Below are 22,748 nucleotides of genomic sequence, written 5' to 3' on the forward strand. Positions count from 1 at the left end.
CACCGGAAAGTCCGGCAGTGTCTGTTGAAGAACAAGCGAACCACCAATAAAAAAAAAGAGTAGGGTCCTCCACTAATTGGAGAATTCTACTCTTTTATTTTTCTACTTATTTATTTCGTTCCGTCCACAGCAATCATTTGTACTACAGGCCGAGAATCGCCGGGTACAATGATTTCCTTCGCATTCATCTGGGAAGAGCCATCTCCGTCCAAGAAGATGCCCTCCAGACCCTTAGCAGGAACTGTCTGGAGGATCGCTGAGCGGAACTCTGCCGCTGTTGAGAGCGTTGGGGTAACAATCAGCCAGAGCTTTCCTGTGTTGTCATACACCATGCCTGAGCGCAGGCGTTTCTCATCAGCGTAAGGAAGATGCTCTTCAGCTACTGCCGCTTCCCATAAGTCTTCGTGTCCCAGATTCATACTAATGCCACCTTGCGCAAAATAATGCTGGCGATCAGTAATCTTCAATTCTTCTCCAGAAGAGACAACCTGTACGGAGAAGCTACGGCTGGCACCATCCCAGACAAGGGTTCCACGTGCGTATTTAGCATTGAACCAGCCAGACCCATAACCCTTCTGGGCTCCGTTGACTGGAGTATCATTCATGATAGCCATGGATAAAAGCGCATCTTGATAGAAAAAACCACCGTTAATCCCATATGCATTAACTTGCCGTAAAGGGACACCCGCGGCCCTGAGCTTAATATCCTCAGGTGAAAGTGACATCATATAGAGCTGCACGTTATCTGTACTCACTGTTTCCAAAAAGCTATAGGCGTGAGGAAGACCTTTAAAGGGATCTTCCTTATGATTTCTAAATACCAGAAACAACGATACCGCTAACCCCACTATCAATAACACCAGAAGTGAGACGATAAGTCCCTGTCTGCGCCTCCAGAGCTGGTTCAGCTTGCCAGAGCTACCCTCAGTTTGTCCCCACATAAGCAGCGAGAAGCTTAGCAGTGTTCACTACAGCTTGCTTATGCGTACGTTCCATGGAGTGAGAGGCATGTACACCTGGGCCAATCAATGCTGCACGGATATTGTTTCCGCCTCTGAGCGCTGCGGAAGCATCGGAGCCGTACATAGGATAAATATCAACGGCATAAGGAATTGCTAGTGCTTCTGCCAGTTCAATCAAACGACCTGTCATAACATAATCGTAAGGGCCGGAAGAGTCTTTAGCACAGATGGATACATCGGTTTCTTTACAGCTGAGATCATCACCCATGGCGCCCATATCGACGGCAATCATTTCATTGATTTCACCAGGAATCCAAGCTGTACCATGTCCCACTTCCTCGTAGTTAGAGATGAGGAAAGAAAGGTTGTGGAGAGGTTTCCAGCCTTCACGTTTAATACTTTCCAGCAATCCGAGAAGGGCAGCCACGCTTGCTTTGTCATCTAAATGACGGGATTTAATGTAGCCGCTAGGCGTAATCACTGCACGTGCATCGAAAGAAATGAAATCTCCGACGGAAATGCCAAGCTTGAGTACGTCTTCTTTAGAAGATACCAGCTCATCAATACGTACTTCCATGTTCTCCTCTGATCGTTTGAAGTCACGGGCGTCTGGATATACGTGTACAGATGGATGGCTGGTTAAGATGGTTCCTGTATAAGTTTTGCCGCTACGGGTATGGATCGTGCAGTATTCATTCTCAATGCTGTGCATGGCGAAGCCACCCACAGAGGTCAGACGCAGTGTGCCATTAGCTTTAATCGAGCGGACCATGGCACCAAGTGTATCCACGTGAGCGCTGATGCCAATAGTACGAGAGGGATCTAAGCCAGGGACGTTAAGAATTACGCCGCCTTTTTCATTCCAGCTTAAAGGTACGTTCAGCGCAGCTGCTTCTTCAGCAACTAGTGTCATTACCTGTGCGGTGAAACCGCTTGGGCTGGGGGTGTCGAGTAATTTTTTTAGGATGGAAAGTATGTAGTCTTCATTAGGTTGAATGGTAATCATTAGTTAAGCCCTCCTGTTAAGCCATCATTGTCTGTGTTAAAAGAATCCAGTGAAGTGTCGGCATCACGAAGCTTGGTAAGCTCAGCAGTTAAGCTTTTAATTTGCTTTTGTAGTTTGTATTGACGAAAAATGCCGTAAGAGCCCACGATGATTCCGCCAATTAACGCGCAGCCAAGAATAACGAGTATAAGTGGTATATTAACCACATCAAAACCGAAATTGACTTGAACGGGATCAACGTTGATGACTGCGAATATGGCGGTTAGCAGCGCGAAGATTAGACCCGCAATTAGTGACCATTGAATTCTCATTGAATTCTTCCTCCTCAGGGGGATATAACAATATAAAATCCCCTGCCCAGATAGGGCAAGGGATTAATGTAATACTAAGCTCTCTGCCTTATTTGGTCAACTGTTCCATTTGCTCGATAACACTTTCGAACACACTCATCGCTTCGCGAATCGGCTCAGGAGACGACATGTCAACGCCTGCTTTTGACAAAATATTGATGGAGTAATCACTGCCACCGCTCTTCAGGAAGCCGAGGTAACGATCTACCGCCGGTTTACCTTCTTCAAGGATTTGTTTGGCAAAGCTAGTCGCTGCCGAGAAGCCTGTTGCATATTTGTAAACATAGAAGCTGTTATAGAAATGCGGAATTCGTGCCCATTCCATCTCGATATCCTGATCTACAACCATTTCTTTGCCGTAGTATTTGACATTCAGGTCGTAGTAGATACTTGAAAGATCTTGAGGGGTAAGCGAATCGCCCTCTTCAACACGCTGATGAATGATCTTTTCGAATTCTGCGAACATTGTTTGCCGGAAAATCGTTGTCCGGAACTGATCGGCATAGTAAGTGAGCAGATACATTTTTTCCTTAGGATCTGTAGACTTTTTGAGTAGATAATCCATAAGCAAAGCTTCATTGGTAGTTGAAGCAACCTCTGCAAGGAAAATGGTATACTGTGCATCCCGATAGTTCAGAGCGTTGTCTGAAAAATAAGAGTGTAGAGCATGACCCATCTCATGTGCCAGAGTAAACATACTGTTCAGATTATCGTTATGGTTCAGCAGGACGTATGGGTGTGTGCCATAAGGGCCCCAGCTGTAAGCTCCAGAGCGTTTATTCTCGTTCTCATAGACATCAATCCAGCCATTGTCGTAGCCTTTTTGCAGCACATTCAGATAATCTTCACCCAGCGGTTTGAGGCCTTCTTTGGTAATTTTCTTCGCTTCTTCGTACGTGATATCCAGCTTATATTCATCTACTAGTGGTGCAAATAGGTCATACATATGTAACTCATCCACACCAAGCAGCTTTTGACGCAACTTCATGTAACGGTGCATTAAAGGAAGACTCTCATGAATCGTATCGATCAGGTTGGTGTATACCTCTTTTGGAATGTTATCACCGTAAAGAGACATTTCCATTACAGATGGATACTTGCGGACGTGTGAGAAAAAGACGTTTTTGTTCACATTGGCGCTAAGCGTTGCTGCGATGGTGTTTTTTTGCTTACGATAGGTGTCATAGACTGCTTTAAAAGCATTTCGGCGAACCTCGCGATCGGAGCTTTCCAAGAACTTGATATAGTTGCCGTGAGTCAGCTCGACCTCTTTGCCATCTTCATCTTTAATCTTAGGGAATTTCAGATCTGCGTTGTTCAGCATACTAAAAATATTCTGAGGCGCTTGTGCTAGGTTTCCAACTTGGGCAAGCAGAGCTTCCTCAGCCTTGGACAATACATGCGCTTTCTCACGTTTCATCTCTTTTAAAGTGAAGGTGTAAGCGGACAGTTCAGGATCAGCAATAAATTGATCCAACTTCTCAATAGGCAGTGCCAAGATTTCTGGGGTTACAAAAGAAAAGGCTTCGCCTGCTTCGATCCCAAGCTTCTTCGCTTTGGAGGACAAAGCTTGATATTCAGGATTAGCAGTGTCTTCATCCTGACGCATATGAGCATAGACAAAGAGTCGCTCAGTGGAGACGGACAGCTTGTCATCCAGCTCAAAACATTGTTTCACAGCTTCTGCGGAATCAAGTTTACCTTGGAAATCAGCAGCTTTTTTGATCAGTGATTTAGCTTCAGCATATTCTGCATCCCAATCCTTCTGAGAGGCAAATATATCTTCAAGCTTCCAACGATTCTCAGCAGGTACTTCACTTCTCTTCAATAATTGTTCCATAGAAACCCTCCTAGAATGATGAGATGTAGTAGGCATAATCTCCCTCGGCAATACTGTGGATGATATTTCACCCGGTAGCAAGCTGAGCACAAGTAGAAGAGGGATGGACTTGAGTGTAATAGGCATGACGTCCTCCTCTTTGAAAAGTAGAGTCAGCTTATTATGTCCTGCTAAGTCCTGATTATTAATATTTAGTCTTCTTTATATGGTAGTTATGCCAACAAGCTATAAATAACAAAGATGAAAGCAAACAGAATCATTACGACCGCAGCCATGGCCATGCCCCGCTTTAGTTTCGGCGGGACACGATCCTTGGTCATAATTAATACTGCGCCTAGACAGAGGACTAGGACAACATAAATCGTGAGATTTTCGTTATTCATTTCCTGTTATACCTGTTTGAAAGCTGCAATGATGTTTTTGTACTCTTCTTCATTGTCTTTATAAGATTCTTTGTTGAAGCGGTTATTCACCCATTGCATCATCGCTGGACGACTCAGGAAGGTATGTGTTTCTTCTCCCCATTGATCGGAAATTTCGCGGAGTACAATGTAGCGGCCTTGAACTTCTACCGTCATCATATTCCATTTGTCTGTTTTGTATATTTCATGTTTTTTGATCATTATCATTACCACCCTGGCGATTTTTGGCTTTTGGCTCAATGATAACGCACTGGAGAAGGGAAAAGCAAATTAAATCATATATTAAGGGTTGGGTTTGATTGATTTGAACAGAAGATTGCAGTATACTATAGTTATACGCCATATATGGCGGTTATTTTTAGGAGGTTGTTCAATTGAAAGGTACAGTAAAATGGTTTAACGCAGAAAAAGGTTATGGTTTTCTTCAAGTAGAAGGCGGCGAAGATGTATTCGTACACTTCTCAGCAATTCAAGGTGAAGGATTCAAGACTTTGGACGAAGGTCAAGAAGTAGAATTCGACATCACTGATGGTAGTCGCGGACCGCAAGCTGAAAACGTAGTAAAATTATAAGAAACAGCAGGACAGTTAAGCTGTCTGCTACAAATATATAATTTACTTGGCAAGCCCTTGCAAGAGTGGTTACCAACTTACAGAACACAGTTCTTTCGGGAACTGTGTTTTTTTACGCCCACTATAGATGTTCTCCTAAATGAAAAAGGTCGTTGCACTCCATTGAAGGGGAGTGCAACGACCTCTTTGTATTATGGAATAATACCAACCCTAATTATAGGGAGGCTTTTTTGTTCTTTTTTCTGAAATAATTGATCGGCTCCAGGTTGGATTTCAATAAATGCTGTCCCAGAAACCCTGCAAAAGCAAGCAAGCTGAAACCTGTAGCCACTATATAAAAAATATAACGCCCCGCCTCTTGATAAATAATGCCGCCAAAGGTACCGCTAAGCAGCCCAGAGGCACTTGACCAAACGACGGTGAAAATGGCAAGACCTGTTGCCCGAAGGCGATCCGGGATAATCCGGGTGATATAACGGACAGATGTTACATAAAAAACACCAAATGATATACTGTGCATGGCTTGAATGGCAATCATTGAGCCTGGATGATCCGCCAGGGACATCAAAAGAAAACGCAGAGCATACATCAGACTCCCCAAGGCCAGCAAGGGCAATTCTTTGAATTTGTCGCCGTATCTGCTGAGGATAAATAATACAGGGATCTCACTAAGAGCTGACGCGAGCAATGCCCAGCCAATGATTTCCTCACCTGCGCCTAGTTGTTTTAGACTGATCGTCAGAAAGGCTTCGTTCATTCTATGGCCCAACGCGAGTACAAACACACAGCCGAAGAACCACAACACCTCTTTTTGCAACAATATATCTTTAAGTCCATTTTTGCTATTATCAGCTTCAGCTGTGTCCTTATCTTGATTCGTTGTTTCTATAACAGCAGGTCTCTTAACATCCTTAAGACCTAGGGTAATTAAAAGTGCAGCAATAATGATGATGATACATAGGGTCAAGCTCCAAGTAGAGCCCAATGCTCTTAATGCATAGCCAACGGTTAGAGCAAAGAAAGAATAGCCTAAGGAGCCAAAAACGCGAATGGTAATGAAGTTCCGTCCGTGTCTTTCGGCAACTTTGATAGCCATTGTATCGGCAAGCGGAAAAACTGGGTAATAGAAGAAGTAGAAGAAGGACAAAATAAGCATGACAGATGAAAATTCGGCCGCTCTGGCTAATAGAAGACCAGTTACTAATTGACCCGCAAGTAGTATGAACATGATCTTTCGAACGGTGCCTAACTTATCGCTTATCATACTCCAGAATAGATTGGATAGGATGGAGATAAGGGGACCGAGGGAATACAAGTAGCCTATCTGAGAACTGCTAAACCCTAAATGTGTGTAGAATAAAGGAAAGTAGGATACTACAAGGACGCTGGTACCATATATGGTAAAGAGAAAGGAACGCAGCCAGTTTTGATCACTGTAAAGGCTGCCGGTCCGTTTTGAAAACATGGATTGCACTCCTCCGAAATTGAAATATGCCTAGTATAGCATAAAGCAATGGGGAGATGTTTTTAAAAACTGCTGTATTTCTGAATCTTTCATGATTTTACGAAAGTGATTTTGTTGTTTGTACAAATACGCCTGATCATATTATAATAAGTGGTGATTTGGATAAGGAGACAACAATGTGGAGGCACTGTCATTGAGTGAATTAGAGCAAGGCCGTTACCTTAGCCCGCGTGGTCCACTGGGACTTATGAACAGGGTCTATAAGTACGTGCTGCCGGAAGTGAGAGAATGTCTCCATTTCTGGCGCCAAGATGCGAACGGGATTCCCGATCCCGAGCTCCGGAAGCAAGCACTTGCCAGCATTGAAACTAAAGAGTTTCATTGCATAGGCGGTGGTATTTATGCCGCCGGCAATTTATCGATGAAACATATACTGATTCCGCTAATTGTTGCTTATCAAACTATCAGTGATTATCTGGACAACTTATGTGATCGCAGTACTTCGCTTGATCCTGCAGATTTCAGGCTGCTGCATCAATCTATGCTGGATGCTATTGATCCAAATGCTGAGCCAGGTAATTATTATGCGCTTCGAAGTGAACAGAATGACGGCGGATATTTGTACAGGCTGGTTCGTAAATGCCAAGAAATGATTTCTTTGTTGCCAGGTTATTCCGCTGCTGCAGCGGAGATTCGAGAACTGGCTGTGCTCTATACAGATTTACAAGTGTATAAGCACATCCGCCCGGAACTCAGGGAAACAGCCCTGAAGGAGTGGTGGGAGGAACAGGGCAGTCGAGCGCCACATCTGCAATGGAATGAGTTTTCGGCTGCAACGGGATCAACGCTAGGTGTATTTATGTTATTTCTATCCGCATGTGATCCGAAGCTGAACCAAGCTTCTGCGGCTTCGATTCGAGCCGCGTATTTTCCGCATGTATGTGGTCTGCACATTATGCTGGATTATCTGATTGATCAGGAAGAGGACCGAGCAGGCGGTGATCTTAATTTCTGCAATTATTATGATGACACGGATACCATGCTGAGTCGGATCGCTGCAATGGTTGAGTGGGCCCGTAAGGATGTTCGTAATCTTCCAGAGTCTTCGATGCATCGTATGGTGATTGAGGGATTGCTGGCACTTTATTTATCTGATCCGAAAGTTAGCGAACAGCGGGAAGTTCGCTCTGTATCTAAAAGCCTGATGAAAGGCAGTCCGCTTACAAGACTGTTCTTCTTCGCTAACAGCCGTTGGATACGCAAACGCTTTTTGTAACCATGCGCGAAGTTATTTTTATAAGAAGTATCAGGCTTCGCACAATTTTAAGGAGGAACAACAGAATGTCTAAAATTCAAAAAATCGCAGTATTGACTAGTGGTGGAGATTCACAGGGAATGAACGCCGCTGTTCGTGCGGTTGTAAGAAGCGCACTTTATTTCGGTATTGAGGTATTTGGGGTGCAACGTGGTTATCAAGGTCTGCTGAATCGCGATATCTTCCCAATGGATCTTCGCAGTGTAGGAGATATTATTCAACGTGGCGGTACTGTTCTGCAGTCTGCAAGATGTCTGGAGTTCACGAAACCGGAAGGACAACAAAAAGGCGCGGATATCCTTAATGAACTGGGTATCGATGGTCTAGTAGTTATCGGTGGAGATGGTTCTTATAAAGGAGCTAACAAATTAAGTAAACTCGGTATCAAGACTATGGCTTTGCCAGGTACGATTGATAACGATATCTCCTTCACAGACTACACTATCGGTTTTGATACAGCGGTTGGCGTTGTTGTAGACGCTATTAACAAGTTGCGTGACACTATGTCCTCTCATGAACGTTCTTCCATTGTAGAGGTTATGGGACGCCACTGTGGCGATATCGCGCTGCATGCTGGACTGGCTTCCGGAGCAGAAACAATTCTTGTGCCGGAAATGCCGTATGATTTGAATGAAGTTGCTGACCGGATGCGCGATAACTTTATCAGAGGTAAACGTCACAGTATCGTAATTGTTGCCGAAGGCGTTGGCAAAGGTGAAGATGTGGCTCAAGCTCTGAAAGACCGTCATGCTTCTCTGGACGCACGTGTTACTGTACTCGGACATATCCAACGTGGTGGAACACCAACTCCTGGAGACCGGAATTTGGCTAGCCGTCTTGGCGATTTTGCCGTACGTAAGCTAATCGAAGGTGAATCCGACAAGGCTTGTGGTATCATCAAAGGTGAATTAACTCTTACAGATATTGATCTCGTTGTAAATACGAAAAAGGGCTTTGACCTGGAGCTGTACGAGCTGGCTTCCCGTCTTTCCCAATAATTAGCGACGCTATATATAAAAAGGAACAGCTGCGAGATGCGCACTGTTCCTTTTTTGTGTAATATGGATCGTTAACTCTGTGGTTGTTCCTGTGTGTATTGTGCGGCATAACGCCGTTGAACTTTGATAAGCCGAGACAATAGCAGGGTCGCACCGATGGCAAGACCGGTAATAAGACCAATCCAGTAGCCGAATGCTCCTAGATCTGTATAAGTTGCAAGTACATAACCTGTAGGTAAGCCAATTACCCAATAGGCAATAAAACAAATGATAAAGGCTGGGTTAACATCCTTATATCCGCGAAGCGCCCCTTGAGTAGGTGTAGCAATTGCATCTGAGATTTGAAAAAAGATTGCATAGATCAGGAAATGCTGAATCAACGAGATGACATCGGGTTCATCTGAATATAGACCAGCTACATGATTTCCGGCAAACAAGAGTAATAAAGCTGTGGCCAGCGAAAGGATTGCCGCCAGCCCGATACCCATTATGGCATATTGGCGTGCATCCTTTTGTCTGCCAGACCCGGTCTCGAAGCCGACGAGGATGGTAAGGCTGATGCAAATACTGAGCGGAATCATATAGAGTGTTGTTGCAAAATTGATTGCTGCCTGATGCGCGGCAATTGTTACGGTATCAAATCGGCTCATTAACAAGGTTACAGCGGAAAAGACAGCCGTTTCGAAAAAAATCGAGAAACCGATGGGTACTCCGATTTTAAGCAAATCTTTAATGCTGTTTAACGATATGAAGTAGAAATTACGGAATAATCTGAGATTTACAAAGGCCTGAGAACGATATATGAACAGTAGAGCAACGGCAAATATAACCCAATAGGTAATGGCTGAAGCTACCCCTGCACCAACACCCCCGAGACGAGGGAATCCGAAGTTCCCGAAGATGAGCAAATAGTTCAAACCTACATTTACAGGCAAAGCTATTAGTGTAATACACATGGATACGCGTGTTTGCCCTAAAGCGTCTATACAGCTACGAAGTACCGTATATCCAAACAGGGGGATAATTCCGAACGAAATAGCACTGAGGAAGCGGAAAGCAACATCTCTTACACCAGGCTCCAAGTTCATAAAATTAAGAATAGGTGACAAGGCAAAGCTGCCAATCAGCAAGACGATGATCGAAACAATCAGTGACAGCCAAATACCTTGTGTGACTTGAAAGGCAACATCCTTATCTTTTTTGCTCCCGATGAGCTGTGAAACAATAGGTGTGATCCCCATAAGAATACCGCTGAGACCGGTTTGGATTGGAATCCAAAGACTAGTTCCTATCGCAACTCCTGCCAGATCGACGGTTCCGAATTTACCGGACATATTAGTATCAAAGAAGGTGATCGCGGATAAAGCAATTTGTGTAACAAGGATTGGGAATAAAATATGAAAAAATTGTCCTGCCTTTTGTTTTAAAGAGGTGGTCTGTATCATAATTCTGTGCCTCATTCTTTATGATTTTTCATGGAATAGGTTAAATAGTTCAATAAGTTTCCGTTAAAAGACCCGGCAGACGCCGGGTCTTTAGCATACGTATATCAGATCAGCTATAAATAATAAGGGCTGTATTCATTGTTTTTCGTAATCAACATCGGCTGTATAGCGATTGTTGGCGTTCCAGAGAAGGAACTCATCCACGTTCTCATCTTTTAAAGCGCGGATTTGATCTTCCACCTGTTTTTTACCATATTTCACATAATGACCACTTCCGAGCCAGCTTGCTGTAAAGTCTTGAATCCAAGGCCGAATAACGGGTTTGTAGCTGCCCAGTGGATCAAGCTTCTTATGTGTATCAACCATGGAGCCTTTGATTGTAGCGTAAGGATCTAAGTCGGGCTCTTTCACGCCAAACCATCCCGTTGAATAGTGACTTGGATAAACCATTGGACTGATAACATCCACATTCTTGGATATTTTAACAAAGTCTTGGCCGATACCCTCAGCAGGGGCAGATGCGGCATATCCAAAAATATCTACGGACACACGGACACCAAGTGGAGCTAGCTCTGCTTTGGCATATTTAACAAAATTAGATACAATTTCTACGCGTGAATCACTGGTTTTAGTGTATTTAAGGGTTTCAGCACGTTTTTCGAATCCTTCCGGAAAACGAACATAGTCGAACTGAATTTCTTTGAAGCCGAGCTTGACAGCTTCCTTGGCGATATCCACATTGTATTTCCAAACATCTTCATTATAAGGATTAACAAAGCTGTCGCCGCCTTTATTCTTCCATACAGTGCCATCAGAATTAACAAAAGACATCTGCGGGTTCTTCTTGGCAAGAATGGAATCTTTAAAAACAACAATCCGGGCGATAGGATAAACATCATGTTTCTTCAAACGTTCCATTAACTTGCTGATATCTCCAATAAAAGGCTGAGGGTTACCAAGCTTCTGAAGGTCGGCATTATCGGTCTTATACGTGATATAACCCGCATCGTCCTTAATGTCTATAACCATTGAGTTAAGTTCGGTTTGGTCAAGCAATGTAAGCAGCTTTTCCATTCGTTCCCCACCAGCACTGTAGGCGGTAACATAAATGCCTTTTACTTTGGGTGCGTCTGGCTGTGGATCGGTGTGTAACATACTTTCTGAGTTTGTTGCTTCAGGTGAAGCGCTTGGAGCTGGAGTTGCTACATTCGAATTGTTGTTTTGTTGTGCAATGATGGGGGGATTCATGGCGGACTTCAAAGCGATCGCCACTTCAGCGTCATGTTGGTTCTGTTGTACGCCTACGCTTCCCAAGGCCATCATCAGTAGAGCCCAGGTGATGTTCATTCGTTTTTCTCTCCCTTTATGTACTTTCCCCTAAATTATATAGGAACGGTTGCTCCCAAAAAGAACAGTGTTGTAACAATATTAGCTCAGATTGGGAATAAAAAACCGCCTTTGTTGTTTATAAACGAGATGTATGGATTCGAAACGGTATGAAAAAAGTAAATGCCGCCTTAAATCGGCAACAGGGCCGAACCCAAGGCGGCAACTATCAAGACTTCTCTTGCGGCTTGCTCATTGAAGATACGCAGAATTCTGATGTTCACAGATGCTGTAATGGATAATATCCATGGCATCTGCAGGTTCCAGAATACTTAGCCCGTCTCGCAGAACGATTACTGAATTTAATTCGTCCTGTTTGAGAAACGGCATCATATCAGGATACCACCTCATGACGATTGCTGACAGTTTTACCGTTTCCATTTCCACAAAAATCACCCTTTCCTTTTTCGATAGTTCTGAATAGATTCAGTGTTCATCGGAAAACGAAGTGCTTTGGAAAAAAGAGGGGTAAATCTCAATCTTTATGAAATTGTTAGGGTTCTGCGTGTGTATAATATATCATAATTCTGAGTTTGGTGCATTTTCCAATACTAGGAATTTTTATTTCCTCATTTTGTCTTTCCGGAAGGAGCCCATGACACCCACTGTTTCAACAATATTTACAAAAGCTTGAGGATCTGTCGTGCGGATGATACGTTGCAGCTCTGCAAGTTCGTAGCGGGTTGTTACCGTCATTAGCATGTCCTTTTCAACGTGAGAATAAGCGCCTTCTGTTTTAATCTTTGTGACACCTCGTTGAAGGCCTATTAGATGTTGCAGTAATTCATCTGTACGGTTTGTTACAATATATACGGTTACCTTTAAGTGGCTGATATGAATCATATCCAACACTTTACCTGTTACATATATAGATACCATTGATGAAAGTGCTAAATTCCAGTTCTGGTCAAGATAAGCGGCCGCCAGGATAACTAGTCCATTTAAACTTACCACTACATTACCGACCGGGAAATCACGGTATTTAGTGATGATTGAACCCAAGATGTCAAAACCTCCGGAAGAACCTCCTGCACGGAAAGAGATACCGCAGCCAATCCCAACGAGAACTCCGCCAAATACAGAGGACAGCAGCATATCTGTAGCCACCAGATGCTCAGGAATCACCGTTAAGAACCAGGTTGTAAACACAACGGACAACATGCTCATAATAATAAATCTCCGGCCTAACTGGAACCAGCCAGCAGCCAGCAGAGGAATATTAAAGAGCAAGTATAGGAGGCTTATGTTTAATGGAGTGAAATAACCCACTAACATGGAAAGCCCAGATACGCCACCACTTAGTAAACGGTGTGGAATTAAAAATAGATTAAATCCACTGGCGATCAGTGCTGCCCCTAAAAAAACAACCAAACAATTCAAAATCTGTCTTAACAAGTAAATCCACCCTTATATATATATTTAAAAAAATAAAACATGAAAGCAATGAAAAGAAAGGAACCCACTGGTATTCTCACATGTGTTTGTGATATAATGTATAGGATATTCTTGAGTAGAACGTTACAATGGTATTTTTGCATTGCATCGGATGTAAAGCTACAGTTGCTCAGGTACAACAAGGTACCTGATGATTAGGGAGGCTTTTCGTCCCAAAAGCGCTATATCATGCAGAAAATAGAGCATGATTGGACAGCCTATAAATGTGTTTACCGCTACTTAAGAATACAGACAAGCATGTGGAATGTCCACTGTATAGAAGGAGCATGAATAATTTGAAAACATTCGCAGAATTTGGCTTGGAGCCAAAAGTGCTACAAGCAATCACAGAGTTAGGATTTGAGGAGGCAACACCGATACAGGAACAGTCGATCCCATTAGCATTGACTGGGTCGGATCTGATCGGTCAAGCTCAGACTGGTACAGGTAAGACTGCTGCTTTTGGTATCCCCCTCATTTCGAAGATTAACCGTGAAGACGAAAAAATCTTGGCCCTTATTATGGCACCAACTCGTGAGTTGGCCATCCAAGTGTCAGAAGAAATTGGCAAGCTAAGCCGTTTCAAAGGCCTTCGCTCGTTGGCGATTTATGGCGGACAGGATATTGGACGTCAAATCCGTGGATTGAAAAAGAAACCACAAATCATTATTGGTACACCTGGTCGTTTGCTCGATCACATCAACCGTAAAACGATCCGTTTGGATGATGTTCAAACCGTTGTATTGGATGAAGCAGATGAAATGCTGGATATGGGCTTTATGGAAGATATTCAGACGATCTTGAAGCTCGTTCCTGTAGAACGTCAAACCATGTTGTTCTCTGCTACAATGCCACCAAACATTCAACGCCTAGCTCAACAATTTCTTAACAACCCGCAACATGTCTCCGTTATTCCGAAACAAATCAGTGCCCCACTGATTGATCAAGCTTATGTGGAAGTGCCTGAGCGTCAAAAGTTTGAAGCTCTTAGTCGTTTGATTGATATGGAATCACCTGAATTAGCTATCGTATTCGGACGTACTAAGCGCCGGGTTGATGAGCTTGCTGAAGCTTTGCAAAAACGCGGATATTCTGCTGATGGATTGCATGGTGACTTGTCACAGAACCAACGTGATGCTGTAATGCGTAAATTCCGTGATGGCAGCATTGACGTGCTGGTAGCTACTGACGTAGCGGCACGTGGTCTGGACGTATCCGGCGTAACTCACGTAATTAACTTTGACTTGCCACAAGATCCTGAAAGCTATGTACACCGTATTGGTCGTACAGGACGCGCAGGTAAAGAAGGTACGGCTTGGTCATTCGTTACTCCACGCGAAATCGATCACCTGCATTTGATCGAACGTGTTACTCGTCACCGGATTACTCGTAAACCTTTGCCAACAATGGCTGAAGCTATTGAAGGTAAACAACGCGTTACTGCTGAGCGTTTGCTTGAAGTGGTAGAAAGCGGAGAATTGAACGAGTACAAAGGAATTTCTATTCAATTGCTTGAGCAATATGATTCCGTACAATTGTTGTCCGCAGCTATGAAGCTTCTCACTGGCGACAAGAAGGATTCCGCAATTGAATTGACTCCTGAAGATCCAATTCGTGCTAAACGTCGTGGTGGCAAAAACGATATCCGCAGTGGCCGTAAACCTAATGGTGGTTATGGCGGAAACCGTGGTACTTCCGGTGGCAGCGGTAGCGGTAGCGGTGGCGGATACCGTGGTAACCGTGATAATAACGGTGGCGGTAGTCGTGGTGGCTATAGCAGCGGTGGCAGCAACTACGGTAGCGGCAGTGGCGGCTATGGCGGTGGCTATAAAGGCAACCGTGATGGCGCACCAGCTCGTGACGGTGGTGCAAACCGCAGCGCAGAGCGTAAACCATACACTCGTCCAAGCAGCACGAGCACTCGTCCTGCAAAACGTGAAGATTTCGATAATTAATACTTCGTCAAGATACCAAAGAAGACGAGATGCCGCATTGCGGTTCTCGTCTTCTTTTTGCTGAAATATAAGGATGTTTGGTGAATTGTTGTGTCCTTAGTAGGGCGCGAATTTGTTTTGTGAGATATTAGTATCCGAATGTACGAGTGATGATAACGAGCAAGATAAACAATACGAGGATCGTGCCTGTAGAAGTCCAACCGCCGAAGCCAACAGGTGTAGACATGAGATAACCTCCTTTAGAATGTGGGGATTTTGGTATTTCTTATGGTTACAATCCTAATATATGGACTATAAAGGCTTTACGTATAGACGATAGTCTATAATTCAGAAAGTTGGGCTATGGAAATGAGGAGGTCAAATGAGGTATAGTTAAGATATGTAGTATGTAAGAGACAGAGGAGGAAGGGAATTGGAGTTTAAAGGAGCAATGGGCGGCTTATACCGCGTCACAGAATGGATTTCACGTATCGCAGGAAGTAATATCTTATGGGCACTATGTTCCGCCCCGTTTTTGTTTTTTGGTGTTTTAAAGATGATTATGTTAGGGACAGGCGCAGGTGGAGCGAACGAGCAAATTACATTGAACTGGGCAATGGGGATTCTAGCGCCCTTTACGGTGTTTCCAGCTTCAGCCGCTTTATTTACTGTAGTACGTAAGTGGGTAATGGGGAATACGGATGTAGGAACTTTTCGTACATTTTTTCAGGGGTATAAAGAGAACTATGTAAAAAGTATGCTCGGAGGAGTTATCTATACATTGATGTTCGTTGTTATGTACGTTGATGTAACAGTTTACATGACACAAATGCCTAACTTCAGAATTGTTGGTATTTTGATGTTGGTGCTGATGATACTTTTGTCGGTATCCATGTTTAACTTCTTTTCCATTGTGGTTCATTACCAAATGGGCTTCAAGCAAGTGATGACCAATTCTATATTGCTGACTATAGCACGCCCAATTCGTGTGTTCTCTACATTGATTGCAGCCGCGGTTCTTGTTTATATCGGTCTTAGATATCCGGCTCTGTATTTCATTTGTATTCCAACGTTGATTGCAATGGCGGCCTTCTTTAACTTCTACGCTACTTATAATAAGCTACAGCTGCAAGTAGAAAAGAAGAAACTAAAAGAGCAGGAAGAAGCAGAAGCAGCAGCATTGAACAATCGGGCGGATGAATACGACGACGATGACGATGATGATGACTACGAGGATGAAATTGATGAAAAGGACACCAAACGCATTTAACAAAATGCTGGATTAAGCGTTGGATATTTCCAGGTAATTAATTCCTGTGTAAAAATAAAGCGCATACAGGTTTACTTTTTCGTTAAAACGCAATATAATAATAACAAATCCTGCGATGTACGTTACGGTTACTCGTTGTTTTGAACCAATGATAATGTCTTGGGAGATCTACACGAAGCGCAGCTGAACCGCCCTGTCTATATGACTTGGGGAATTCAAAAACGTTTTCTGCGATCACCCACCTGCTCTAGCAGGTTCAGAAGACACTGTAGCCGGACGGCATAAGCGGGTTTTCTCTTGTTTAAGCCAAGGCGCCCTGTTTCCCGTGAATAATGGGAGCGGGCGCTTTTTTGTATGTCTGGAATAAAGGGAAAGTGAGTTATACCCTTTTGTTCCTGAGACAAGAGTGTTACACTTAGAATAATGAACTTGGGATTTGTAGAGGGGGAAGAATTTTGTCGTTAAAAAGAACCTTGGTTGGCTTATTCCGCAGTCATGATGGAACAAGCGACCGCGCCAAAGATCCGACATTAAAAACGCGTTATTACAATCTAACTAAAGACAAAGCATGGGAAGAAGTTTCATCAACTTTAAAGAAAGTTCCTGGATTTAAGGTGCTTCACGAAGTGGAGTCTGTAGGTGAGATTACTCTTGAGAAGAGAACGGCATTTGGCCGTACGCTGGACATCACGGTATCGGTGCTAAATACGACGCCTGTTCGTTGTGGTGTAGATATGTATTCTGCATCTAGAGGTTCACTTGGTGATCTCGGGGCGAATTACCGTGTGATTCAACGCTTGTATGCATCTTTGGACAAAAAATTAGGAAAATACAAAGCAGACTGATTTTTAGAGGCCCGTCAAACCCTTCTTGCTTAGGGGTAGTATGAATGCGTTTACGTAAACGGTGAGCTGCTCAGTGTGTTATCGATAAATCTTTCTATTACAAAAAAAGCGGGAGAAGGATGGACCTTCTGCCGCTTTTTTAACAGAGATAATTAAGTATTGTTGGAATAACCGCTACTGATTAAAGAATTAGAGCAGCTTCTTCACGGCAGCAATAGCATCTTCATAGTTAGGGTGCTCGGTCATTTCACTCAAATATTCAACATATACGATCTTGTCGTTCTTATCCAGAACAAAGATGGAGCGCATATCTAAGCGGAATTCTTTAATTAGCACACCATAGGCTTGTCCGAATGAGGTTGCTTTGTGATCGGAAAGAGTAATTACTCGATCGATGCCGGCAGCACCGCACCAGCGAGCTTGGGCAAACGGCAGGTCCGTGCTTACCGTGAGAATTACCACATCGTCACCAAGCTCTGCGGCTTCACTGTTGAACCGGCGGGTCTGTGCGTCACATACCCCGGTATCAAGAGAAGGGACAACACTGATTAGCTTGATTTTACCGGCATAATCACTTAGAGACACGTCTTCTAGAAGATTCTTGCTCAGAACAAAATCGGGTGCAGGATCACCAGCTGTTAGCTTAGGTCCTACGAGAGTGATGGGGTTGCCTTTAAAAGTAGCTACGCCTGTTTTTTCTTGCGTCATATCCTTGTTTTCCTCCTCGAATTATAATATTGGATTCTTACTGCCACAATAAATTATAATCTTAATAGCAGGAAGATGTCCAACCGGACAAGATATATATGTAAAGGGATGGGTGTTATGATATTTATTCGGTACGAAAATTGGAAAAGTTATGTCCGGTATTATCCGGTAACCTGTCTGCTCATATTGGCCAATGTGATCATGTTTATCCTGACGGTAATTAACGGAGGATCAACTAATATTCAAACGCTTATTGATTTTGGTGCTATAGTTGATGTGAGTCCGTACAAAGAGGAACTGTGGCGCTATCTGGCCGCTATTTTTTTACATAATGGGTTTTCCCATCTGTTCTTTAATTGCTTCGCTCTCCTGGTGTTTGCACCGCCTCTGGAGCGATTGCTGGGCTGGTGGCGTTATGCGCTGCTCTATGTGGCGGGTGGTTTTCTGGCAAATCTGCTTACAATTGCGATTAGTGCCCGCTCAGTTGTGGAGGTTGGTACGGTTTCGGTTGGCGCTTCTGGAGCAATCTACGCCATTTATGGTGCATTTTTATACATTGCCGTTATTCAACGGGCGATGATGGATGAGGGCTCGCGTAAGACTTTATACGGATTGCTAATGATCGGGATCATTATGTCGTTTGCTACACCGAATGTGAATTGGGTTGCACATCTCGGAGGTTTGGTTTCTGGCTTTTTCGTATATGGGCTAATTATTCGTATATTCAAAAAAAGCCTAAGACAGGGGCGATGATGGAGTGGAGCTAAGACAGCTGCAATATTTTTTAAAGGTAGCTCAAAAAGAACACGTAACAAGAGCGGCAGAAGAGCTTCATGTAGCGCAGTCTGCGGTAAGCCGTCAGATTCATCAGCTGGAGCAAGAGCTTGGGGTTGATCTATTCATGCAAAAAGGGCGCAATCTGCAGCTTACCCCTGTTGGGCAGCTCTTTTGCAAGAAGGTTGAGAGTATCCTTAAGGAGTTGGAGCATTCAGTAAATGAGGTGCATGAATTTCTGGATCCCGAGCGTGGTGAGATTCGGATTGGATTCCCGCATAGCCTTGGCACACATCTAATCCCGACTATCGTTGCAGATTTTCGTAAGTATTATCCTCATGTCAAATTTCGTTTTAAACAAGGATCTTACCCTTCTTTGATAAAAGACGTATTGTCTGGAGAAGTGGATTTAACTTTCATTTCGCCTTTTCCGGAGAATGATGAGCATGTTTCGGGGGATATTGTAATGACTGAAGAGTTGTTTGCGATTCTTCCTCAGAATCACCGGCTGGCAGGAGAATCTGAAATTCGGTTGGAACAGCTGCAAAAAGAGAAGTTTGTTCTATTCAGCCAAGGCTATTCGTTGAGACCTATCGTTTGGCAAGCTTGCTTGCAGGCGGGATTCCAACCGCAGATTGCTTTTGAAGGCGGAGAGACCGATACCATTCGTGGTTTGGTGGCCGCAGGGATGGGTGTAAGCCTGCTTCCGGAGATGGCGTTCTATCAGACGAATCCTCTCCAACCAGCCCAGGTGAAGGTTGTGGAGCCTGCGGTGACGAGAACGGTTGGCTTGATCTACCGTACAGATAGTAAATTACCGCTGGTGGCACGTTCCTTTCGGACTTTTTTAATCTCCTACTTTAAAGCTAGGCAAAATAATACCCCGGTCGGCTCTTAGCCTTCCGGGGTTTTTGTTGTTTAGAGGTATGCGATATTAGTCGCGGTTGCCTAAAAAGACGGTGATCAAGCGAAGCAATTCAAGCAAGGATACTAGAGCGGCAGCAACATAAGTTAATGCAGCGGCGTTGAGAACCTTTGCTACTCCGCGTTCTTCTTCGTTGCGGATGAAACCTTGTTCTACCATGACCTGACGAGCCCGGTTACTGGCGTTGAATTCTACAGGCAGCGTTACGAGCTGGAATGCAACAGCTGCTGAGAAGAAAATGATACCCAAGCCTATAAGATTAAAGTAACCGAAGATGAAACCTGCCATCAGCATGAAAGGCGCGATGCCTGATGCGAAATTAACTACCGGGAACATCCGGTGACGAAGTGTCAACATAGGATAACTTACTTTATGCTGAATCGCGTGGCCTACTTCGTGACAAGCGACAGAAATTGCAGAGATGGAACTTTCATAATACACAGGCTCTGATAAGCGTACAACTCTGTGGATGGGGTCATAATGGTCTGAGAGTGTGCCTCTTACAGGTTCAATCGGAACATCGTGTAAGCCATTAGCATCGAGCATACGTCTCGCGGCTTCATATCCAGTCAGGCCGTTCGAATTAGCTACCTTTGACCACTTGCTGAAGGTTCCTTTGACTCTAAACTGTGCCCACAATGAGAAAAGAAAAGCAATAATTACTAATAGGTACATAAACATAGATGCATTCCTCCACTGTATTGTAAATATGGTATTTACATTGGCGGTCCTTGCGTAAGCAATAGCCGGATCGCTTCCATGCAGGCTAATCCCTGAGGGAGCAGATTTGAAAGTACGCGACTGGCCTGTCCTGGCTTCAAACCACTAATAAGAGGTTCAAGGGCTTTTACTTCCCGTTCTAGCCGCTGCATTTGCTGCTCTAACTCAACTAATTTATCAGAGACGTCAGTTTCTGGTGTTGCCTCGTTCCATTTGCCTAGCATAGATTTGATTTCTTCCAATGAATACTTGTCATGCTTTAATTGAGTAATACGTTCTAAAGCAGCCAAGGTTTCATGGCTGTATAGCCGATAATTTTTGGTGCTTCTAGATTCCGGGGAGATTAATCCCAGTTTCGTGTAATAATCAATAGTTCGTTCACTAATGTGAGCAGCCTTAGCTAATTCTCCAATTCGATACAAAATCATATCCCCATTTAATCTCGCCTCACTAATTGAATACGACTGCCCATAAGTGGCGGTCATCTCCTAAATTGATGGTTTCTTATGCTATCTGTAATGATAACAAACTGGAAACCATACAGTCAAACGTCATACTTTCATAAAGTATATGCAGTAAAGAAGGGTTAATTCATGAACGGTGATCTGTAGTTTCTATACAATACACTCAAACTTAAAGGGATATCAAATTTGAAGAATGATTGGGGTTGAAAACTATAAGTTACCCCAATACATAACATTAAATGTTATGTATATTGTGATTTTGGTAAAAGATGCGTTCAAGTATTAGGTAATATATATGAGGTTGTGCGCGTAGTTATTTTAATGAAAATGCAGCTAGAATCAGGTCTTTAGGACCTCTAGTCCATTAGTACTGTGAAAATTTCGTGTGCTCAAATAAAATAAAATAAAAACATTCCCAAAATAGTCTTGTCAATTTACCTGACTTCTGATTATAATGACATTAAGAGTTTCACGCTTTGTTAGAAAATATAACATTGGGGAGTGGGGTAAAAATGAAAAAGAAATGGTTGATGATGTTACTGGCCATGATTACACTGATGATTTATCCGGTAAGTGCTTTTGCAGCGGACGGTCCGACGAACGTAGACTTACAAGTCGGATTGGACACAGCGTTTACCTTCCTGGCATTCATTTTAGTATTCTTTATGCAAGCAGGGTTTGCAATGCTCGAAGCGGGTTCGGTTCGGATGAAGAATGCAGGGCACGTAGCAGGTAAGACAGTACTTACCCTGGCTATCGCAAGTCTTTGCTTCTGGGCTATCGGCTTTGGACTTGGTTTCGGTAACGGCAATGGCTTCTTCGGTACTACAGGCTTCTTGTACGGAGGAGATTCAACCGCAGCTTCTTTTGAATCACTTGCATTTTCTGATGTTACTTTAAATGTTAAATTCTTATTCCAAATGGCCTTTGCAGCAGTTTCCTTGGCTATCGTATCTGGTGGTATGGCAGAACGTGCGAAGCTAAGTGTGTATATCATTTTCGGAATTTTGTTCTCCGTCGTAATTTATCCAGTTGTAGCTCACTGGGTATGGGGCGGTGGCTGGTTGGCTGAGCTGGGTATGCAAGATTATGCAGGTTCCACGGTTGTCCATCTTACAGGTGCAACGGCAGCAGTCGTAGCAACCATATTGCTTAAGCCTCGGCTTGGTAAGTTTAATAAAGAAGGTAAACCCGTGATCATTCCAGGTCATAACCAAGTATTTACTGTACTCGGTGTTATTATCCTCTGGTTTGGTTGGTTCGGATTCAATCCAGGTAGTGCTTTGTCCCCAATGGGCGGTTTCTTCGGTCACGTAGCCCTAACAACGAACATCGCAGCAGCAGCAGGTGGTTTGGCAGCATTGATTGCTTCTTGGTTGTACTTTGGTAAGTCTGATATTCCAGCAATGCTGAATGGTGTTCTGGCTGCATTGGTTGCAATCACAGGAGCGTGTGCTTTCGTTGATCCATGGGCAGCAATCATTATTGGTTTTGTAGCCGGTGCTTTTACATTCATGACTTCCCAATGGCTGGAACGTGCAGGGCTTGATGATCCAATCTATGCTTTCTCGGTGCATGGTATTGCGGGGATGTGGGGTGCAGTTTCAACGGGTCTGTTCGCTGTACCTGAGCTTATCACTAAAGGCGGCTTGGTAGGTGAAGCTGGGTTGTTCTACGGTGGTGGTTTCCATCAACTAGGCGTTCAAGTGCTTGGTGTGGTTGGAACATTTGTTTTCGTAGCCGTTCTTTCTTTCATCATCTTGTATGTAATGAAGGTAACTATCGGACTTCGTGTTACAGAAGAAGAAGAATTGATGGGCCTGGATATCAGTGAACATGGTACTTACGGATACCCTGAGCAAATGAAATTGATCGCAGATTCGGAATCCAAAACCCTTAAACAATAACATTTC

24 protein-coding genes and 1 other RNA gene are annotated in these 22,748 nt (G+C 43.6%); 10 read left to right on the top strand and 15 right to left on the bottom strand.

What is annotated here, in order from left to right:
- Positions 1 to 110: 110 nt before the first annotated feature.
- The 6 genes from NST58_RS11170 to NST58_RS11195 all read right to left on the bottom strand — a co-directional run bounded on the left by NST58_RS11170 (position 111) and on the right by NST58_RS11195 (position 4,781).
- Entirely contained in the window at positions 111 to 848 is a 738-nt protein-coding gene (locus tag NST58_RS11170) for a hypothetical protein (protein WP_339247769.1), read from the bottom strand.
- 76 nt (positions 849 to 924) lie between these two features.
- Positions 925 to 1,965: a M42 family metallopeptidase gene (locus NST58_RS11175; protein ID WP_076184364.1), complete on the bottom strand. Its 1,041-nt coding sequence runs from the start codon at positions 1,963 to 1,965 to the stop codon at positions 925 to 927.
- 2 nt (positions 1,966 to 1,967) lie between these two features.
- Positions 1,968 to 2,279, bottom strand: coding sequence for a lipopolysaccharide assembly protein LapA domain-containing protein (locus NST58_RS11180; RefSeq protein WP_042126298.1), 312 nt, complete (start codon positions 2,277 to 2,279; stop codon positions 1,968 to 1,970).
- A gap of 88 nt (positions 2,280 to 2,367) precedes the next feature.
- Positions 2,368 to 4,158 carry an oligoendopeptidase F gene (gene pepF / locus NST58_RS11185; protein ID WP_076125113.1) on the bottom strand — a complete coding sequence of 597 codons (1,791 nt, stop codon included), beginning with the start codon at positions 4,156 to 4,158 and terminating at the stop codon, positions 2,368 to 2,370.
- Between the two features lie 212 nt (positions 4,159 to 4,370).
- The gene (locus tag NST58_RS11190; protein ID WP_036689267.1) at positions 4,371 to 4,541 is read right to left on the bottom strand and encodes a hypothetical protein; all 171 of its coding nucleotides are present in this window, start codon (positions 4,539 to 4,541) and stop codon (positions 4,371 to 4,373) included.
- Between the two features lie 6 nt (positions 4,542 to 4,547).
- Positions 4,548 to 4,781, bottom strand: a complete 234-nt coding sequence (locus NST58_RS11195; protein WP_036689271.1) for a hypothetical protein — start codon at positions 4,779 to 4,781, stop codon at positions 4,548 to 4,550.
- A 173-nt stretch (positions 4,782 to 4,954) separates the two neighbouring features.
- On the opposite strand from NST58_RS11195, the gene NST58_RS11200 reads away from it, so the two are divergent.
- A complete protein-coding gene (locus tag NST58_RS11200) occupies positions 4,955 to 5,152 on the top strand; it encodes a cold shock domain-containing protein (RefSeq protein WP_036689272.1) in 198 nt (65 codons plus the stop codon).
- A 214-nt stretch (positions 5,153 to 5,366) separates the two neighbouring features.
- Here NST58_RS11200 and NST58_RS11205 read toward each other — a convergent pair whose 3' ends face one another.
- On the bottom strand, positions 5,367 to 6,617 hold the full coding sequence (locus tag NST58_RS11205; protein ID WP_076125115.1) for an MFS transporter: 1,251 nt from the start codon (positions 6,615 to 6,617) through the stop codon (positions 5,367 to 5,369).
- Positions 6,618 to 6,810: 193 nt separating this feature from the next.
- On the opposite strand from NST58_RS11205, the gene NST58_RS11210 reads away from it, so the two are divergent.
- Positions 6,811 to 7,893: a tetraprenyl-beta-curcumene synthase family protein gene (locus NST58_RS11210; protein ID WP_036689648.1), complete on the top strand. Its 1,083-nt coding sequence runs from the start codon at positions 6,811 to 6,813 to the stop codon at positions 7,891 to 7,893.
- A gap of 65 nt (positions 7,894 to 7,958) precedes the next feature.
- Positions 7,959 to 8,930, top strand: a complete 972-nt coding sequence (pfkA, locus tag NST58_RS11215) for a 6-phosphofructokinase (RefSeq protein WP_036689277.1) — start codon at positions 7,959 to 7,961, stop codon at positions 8,928 to 8,930.
- A 71-nt stretch (positions 8,931 to 9,001) separates the two neighbouring features.
- Here the strand turns inward: pfkA and NST58_RS11220 are convergent, their stop codons facing one another.
- The 4 genes from NST58_RS11220 to NST58_RS11235 form a co-directional block, all read right to left on the bottom strand.
- Complete coding sequence (locus NST58_RS11220; RefSeq protein ID WP_076125117.1) at positions 9,002 to 10,375, bottom strand: MATE family efflux transporter; 1,374 nt, start codon at positions 10,373 to 10,375, stop codon at positions 9,002 to 9,004.
- Positions 10,376 to 10,510: 135 nt separating this feature from the next.
- Complete coding sequence (locus tag NST58_RS11225; RefSeq protein ID WP_076125118.1) at positions 10,511 to 11,722, bottom strand: putative glycoside hydrolase; 1,212 nt, start codon at positions 11,720 to 11,722, stop codon at positions 10,511 to 10,513.
- A gap of 231 nt (positions 11,723 to 11,953) precedes the next feature.
- On the bottom strand, positions 11,954 to 12,142 hold the full coding sequence (locus NST58_RS11230) for a hypothetical protein (RefSeq protein ID WP_036689649.1): 189 nt from the start codon (positions 12,140 to 12,142) through the stop codon (positions 11,954 to 11,956).
- 180 nt (positions 12,143 to 12,322) lie between these two features.
- The gene (locus NST58_RS11235; protein WP_036689285.1) at positions 12,323 to 13,156 is read right to left on the bottom strand and encodes a YitT family protein; all 834 of its coding nucleotides are present in this window, start codon (positions 13,154 to 13,156) and stop codon (positions 12,323 to 12,325) included.
- 335 nt (positions 13,157 to 13,491) lie between these two features.
- On the opposite strand from NST58_RS11235, the gene NST58_RS11240 reads away from it, so the two are divergent.
- Positions 13,492 to 15,150, top strand: coding sequence for a DEAD/DEAH box helicase (locus tag NST58_RS11240; protein ID WP_339247774.1), 1,659 nt, complete (start codon positions 13,492 to 13,494; stop codon positions 15,148 to 15,150).
- Positions 15,151 to 15,277: 127 nt separating this feature from the next.
- Here the strand turns inward: NST58_RS11240 and NST58_RS11245 are convergent, their stop codons facing one another.
- Positions 15,278 to 15,376, bottom strand: a complete 99-nt coding sequence (locus NST58_RS11245; RefSeq protein WP_036689290.1) for a hypothetical protein — start codon at positions 15,374 to 15,376, stop codon at positions 15,278 to 15,280.
- A gap of 186 nt (positions 15,377 to 15,562) precedes the next feature.
- Between NST58_RS11245 and NST58_RS11250 the strand changes: the two genes are divergently transcribed.
- The 3 genes from NST58_RS11250 (at position 15,563) to NST58_RS11260 (ending at position 17,244) form a co-directional block, all read left to right on the top strand.
- On the top strand, positions 15,563 to 16,399 hold the full coding sequence (locus tag NST58_RS11250; protein WP_076125120.1) for a DUF624 domain-containing protein: 837 nt from the start codon (positions 15,563 to 15,565) through the stop codon (positions 16,397 to 16,399).
- Between the two features lie 104 nt (positions 16,400 to 16,503).
- Positions 16,504 to 16,695, top strand: a non-coding RNA gene (gene ssrS, locus NST58_RS11255) — 6S RNA.
- A 159-nt stretch (positions 16,696 to 16,854) separates the two neighbouring features.
- Entirely contained in the window at positions 16,855 to 17,244 is a 390-nt protein-coding gene (locus NST58_RS11260; RefSeq protein ID WP_036689295.1) for a DUF1499 domain-containing protein, read from the top strand.
- Positions 17,245 to 17,433: 189 nt separating this feature from the next.
- Here NST58_RS11260 and tpx read toward each other — a convergent pair whose 3' ends face one another.
- A complete protein-coding gene (gene tpx / locus NST58_RS11265; protein ID WP_076125122.1) occupies positions 17,434 to 17,952 on the bottom strand; it encodes a thiol peroxidase in 519 nt (172 codons plus the stop codon).
- A 117-nt stretch (positions 17,953 to 18,069) separates the two neighbouring features.
- Between tpx and NST58_RS11270 the strand changes: the two genes are divergently transcribed.
- Complete coding sequence (locus NST58_RS11270; protein ID WP_076125160.1) at positions 18,070 to 18,705, top strand: rhomboid family intramembrane serine protease; 636 nt, start codon at positions 18,070 to 18,072, stop codon at positions 18,703 to 18,705.
- Positions 18,706 to 18,709: 4 nt separating this feature from the next.
- Entirely contained in the window at positions 18,710 to 19,624 is a 915-nt protein-coding gene (locus NST58_RS11275) for a LysR family transcriptional regulator (RefSeq protein WP_076125124.1), read from the top strand.
- A gap of 36 nt (positions 19,625 to 19,660) precedes the next feature.
- On the opposite strand, the gene NST58_RS11280 is transcribed toward NST58_RS11275, so the two are convergent.
- Both NST58_RS11280 and NST58_RS11285 read right to left on the bottom strand, forming a co-directional pair.
- Positions 19,661 to 20,332, bottom strand: coding sequence for a zinc metallopeptidase (locus NST58_RS11280; RefSeq protein ID WP_076125126.1), 672 nt, complete (start codon positions 20,330 to 20,332; stop codon positions 19,661 to 19,663).
- A 35-nt stretch (positions 20,333 to 20,367) separates the two neighbouring features.
- Positions 20,368 to 20,799 carry a MerR family transcriptional regulator gene (locus tag NST58_RS11285; RefSeq protein ID WP_036689305.1) on the bottom strand — a complete coding sequence of 144 codons (432 nt, stop codon included), beginning with the start codon at positions 20,797 to 20,799 and terminating at the stop codon, positions 20,368 to 20,370.
- Positions 20,800 to 21,347: 548 nt separating this feature from the next.
- Between NST58_RS11285 and NST58_RS11290 the strand changes: the two genes are divergently transcribed.
- Complete coding sequence (locus NST58_RS11290; RefSeq protein WP_036689307.1) at positions 21,348 to 22,742, top strand: ammonium transporter; 1,395 nt, start codon at positions 21,348 to 21,350, stop codon at positions 22,740 to 22,742.
- Positions 22,743 to 22,748 lie beyond the last annotated feature (6 nt).

The organism is Paenibacillus sp. FSL R10-2796 (assembly GCF_037965315.1).
GTDB classification, from domain to species: Bacteria; Bacillota; Bacilli; order Paenibacillales; family Paenibacillaceae; genus Paenibacillus_AQ; species Paenibacillus_AQ odorifer.

Excerpts from the sequence above, each read along its gene's own strand:
- NST58_RS11205 (WP_076125115.1), bottom strand. The coding sequence starts at position 6,617 with ATGTTTTCAAAACGGACCGGCAGCCTTTACAGTGATCAAAACTGGCTG.
- tpx (WP_076125122.1), bottom strand. The coding sequence starts at position 17,952 with ATGACGCAAGAAAAAACAGGCGTAGCTACTTTTAAAGGCAACCCCATC.
- NST58_RS11290 (WP_036689307.1), top strand. The coding sequence starts at position 21,348 with ATGAAAAAGAAATGGTTGATGATGTTACTGGCCATGATTACACTGATG.
- pfkA (WP_036689277.1), top strand. The coding sequence starts at position 7,959 with ATGTCTAAAATTCAAAAAATCGCAGTATTGACTAGTGGTGGAGATTCA.
- NST58_RS11195 (WP_036689271.1), bottom strand. The coding sequence starts at position 4,781 with ATGATCAAAAAACATGAAATATACAAAACAGACAAATGGAATATGATG.
- NST58_RS11280 (WP_076125126.1), bottom strand. The coding sequence starts at position 20,332 with ATGTTTATGTACCTATTAGTAATTATTGCTTTTCTTTTCTCATTGTGG.
- NST58_RS11270 (WP_076125160.1), top strand. The coding sequence starts at position 18,070 with ATGATATTTATTCGGTACGAAAATTGGAAAAGTTATGTCCGGTATTAT.
- pepF (WP_076125113.1), bottom strand. The coding sequence starts at position 4,158 with ATGGAACAATTATTGAAGAGAAGTGAAGTACCTGCTGAGAATCGTTGG.
- NST58_RS11230 (WP_036689649.1), bottom strand. The coding sequence starts at position 12,142 with ATGGAAACGGTAAAACTGTCAGCAATCGTCATGAGGTGGTATCCTGAT.
- NST58_RS11245 (WP_036689290.1), bottom strand. The coding sequence starts at position 15,376 with ATGTCTACACCTGTTGGCTTCGGCGGTTGGACTTCTACAGGCACGATC.
- NST58_RS11190 (WP_036689267.1), bottom strand. The coding sequence starts at position 4,541 with ATGAATAACGAAAATCTCACGATTTATGTTGTCCTAGTCCTCTGTCTA.
- NST58_RS11285 (WP_036689305.1), bottom strand. The coding sequence starts at position 20,799 with ATGATTTTGTATCGAATTGGAGAATTAGCTAAGGCTGCTCACATTAGT.
- NST58_RS11220 (WP_076125117.1), bottom strand. The coding sequence starts at position 10,375 with ATGATACAGACCACCTCTTTAAAACAAAAGGCAGGACAATTTTTTCAT.
- NST58_RS11225 (WP_076125118.1), bottom strand. The coding sequence starts at position 11,722 with ATGAACATCACCTGGGCTCTACTGATGATGGCCTTGGGAAGCGTAGGC.
- NST58_RS11180 (WP_042126298.1), bottom strand. The coding sequence starts at position 2,279 with ATGAGAATTCAATGGTCACTAATTGCGGGTCTAATCTTCGCGCTGCTA.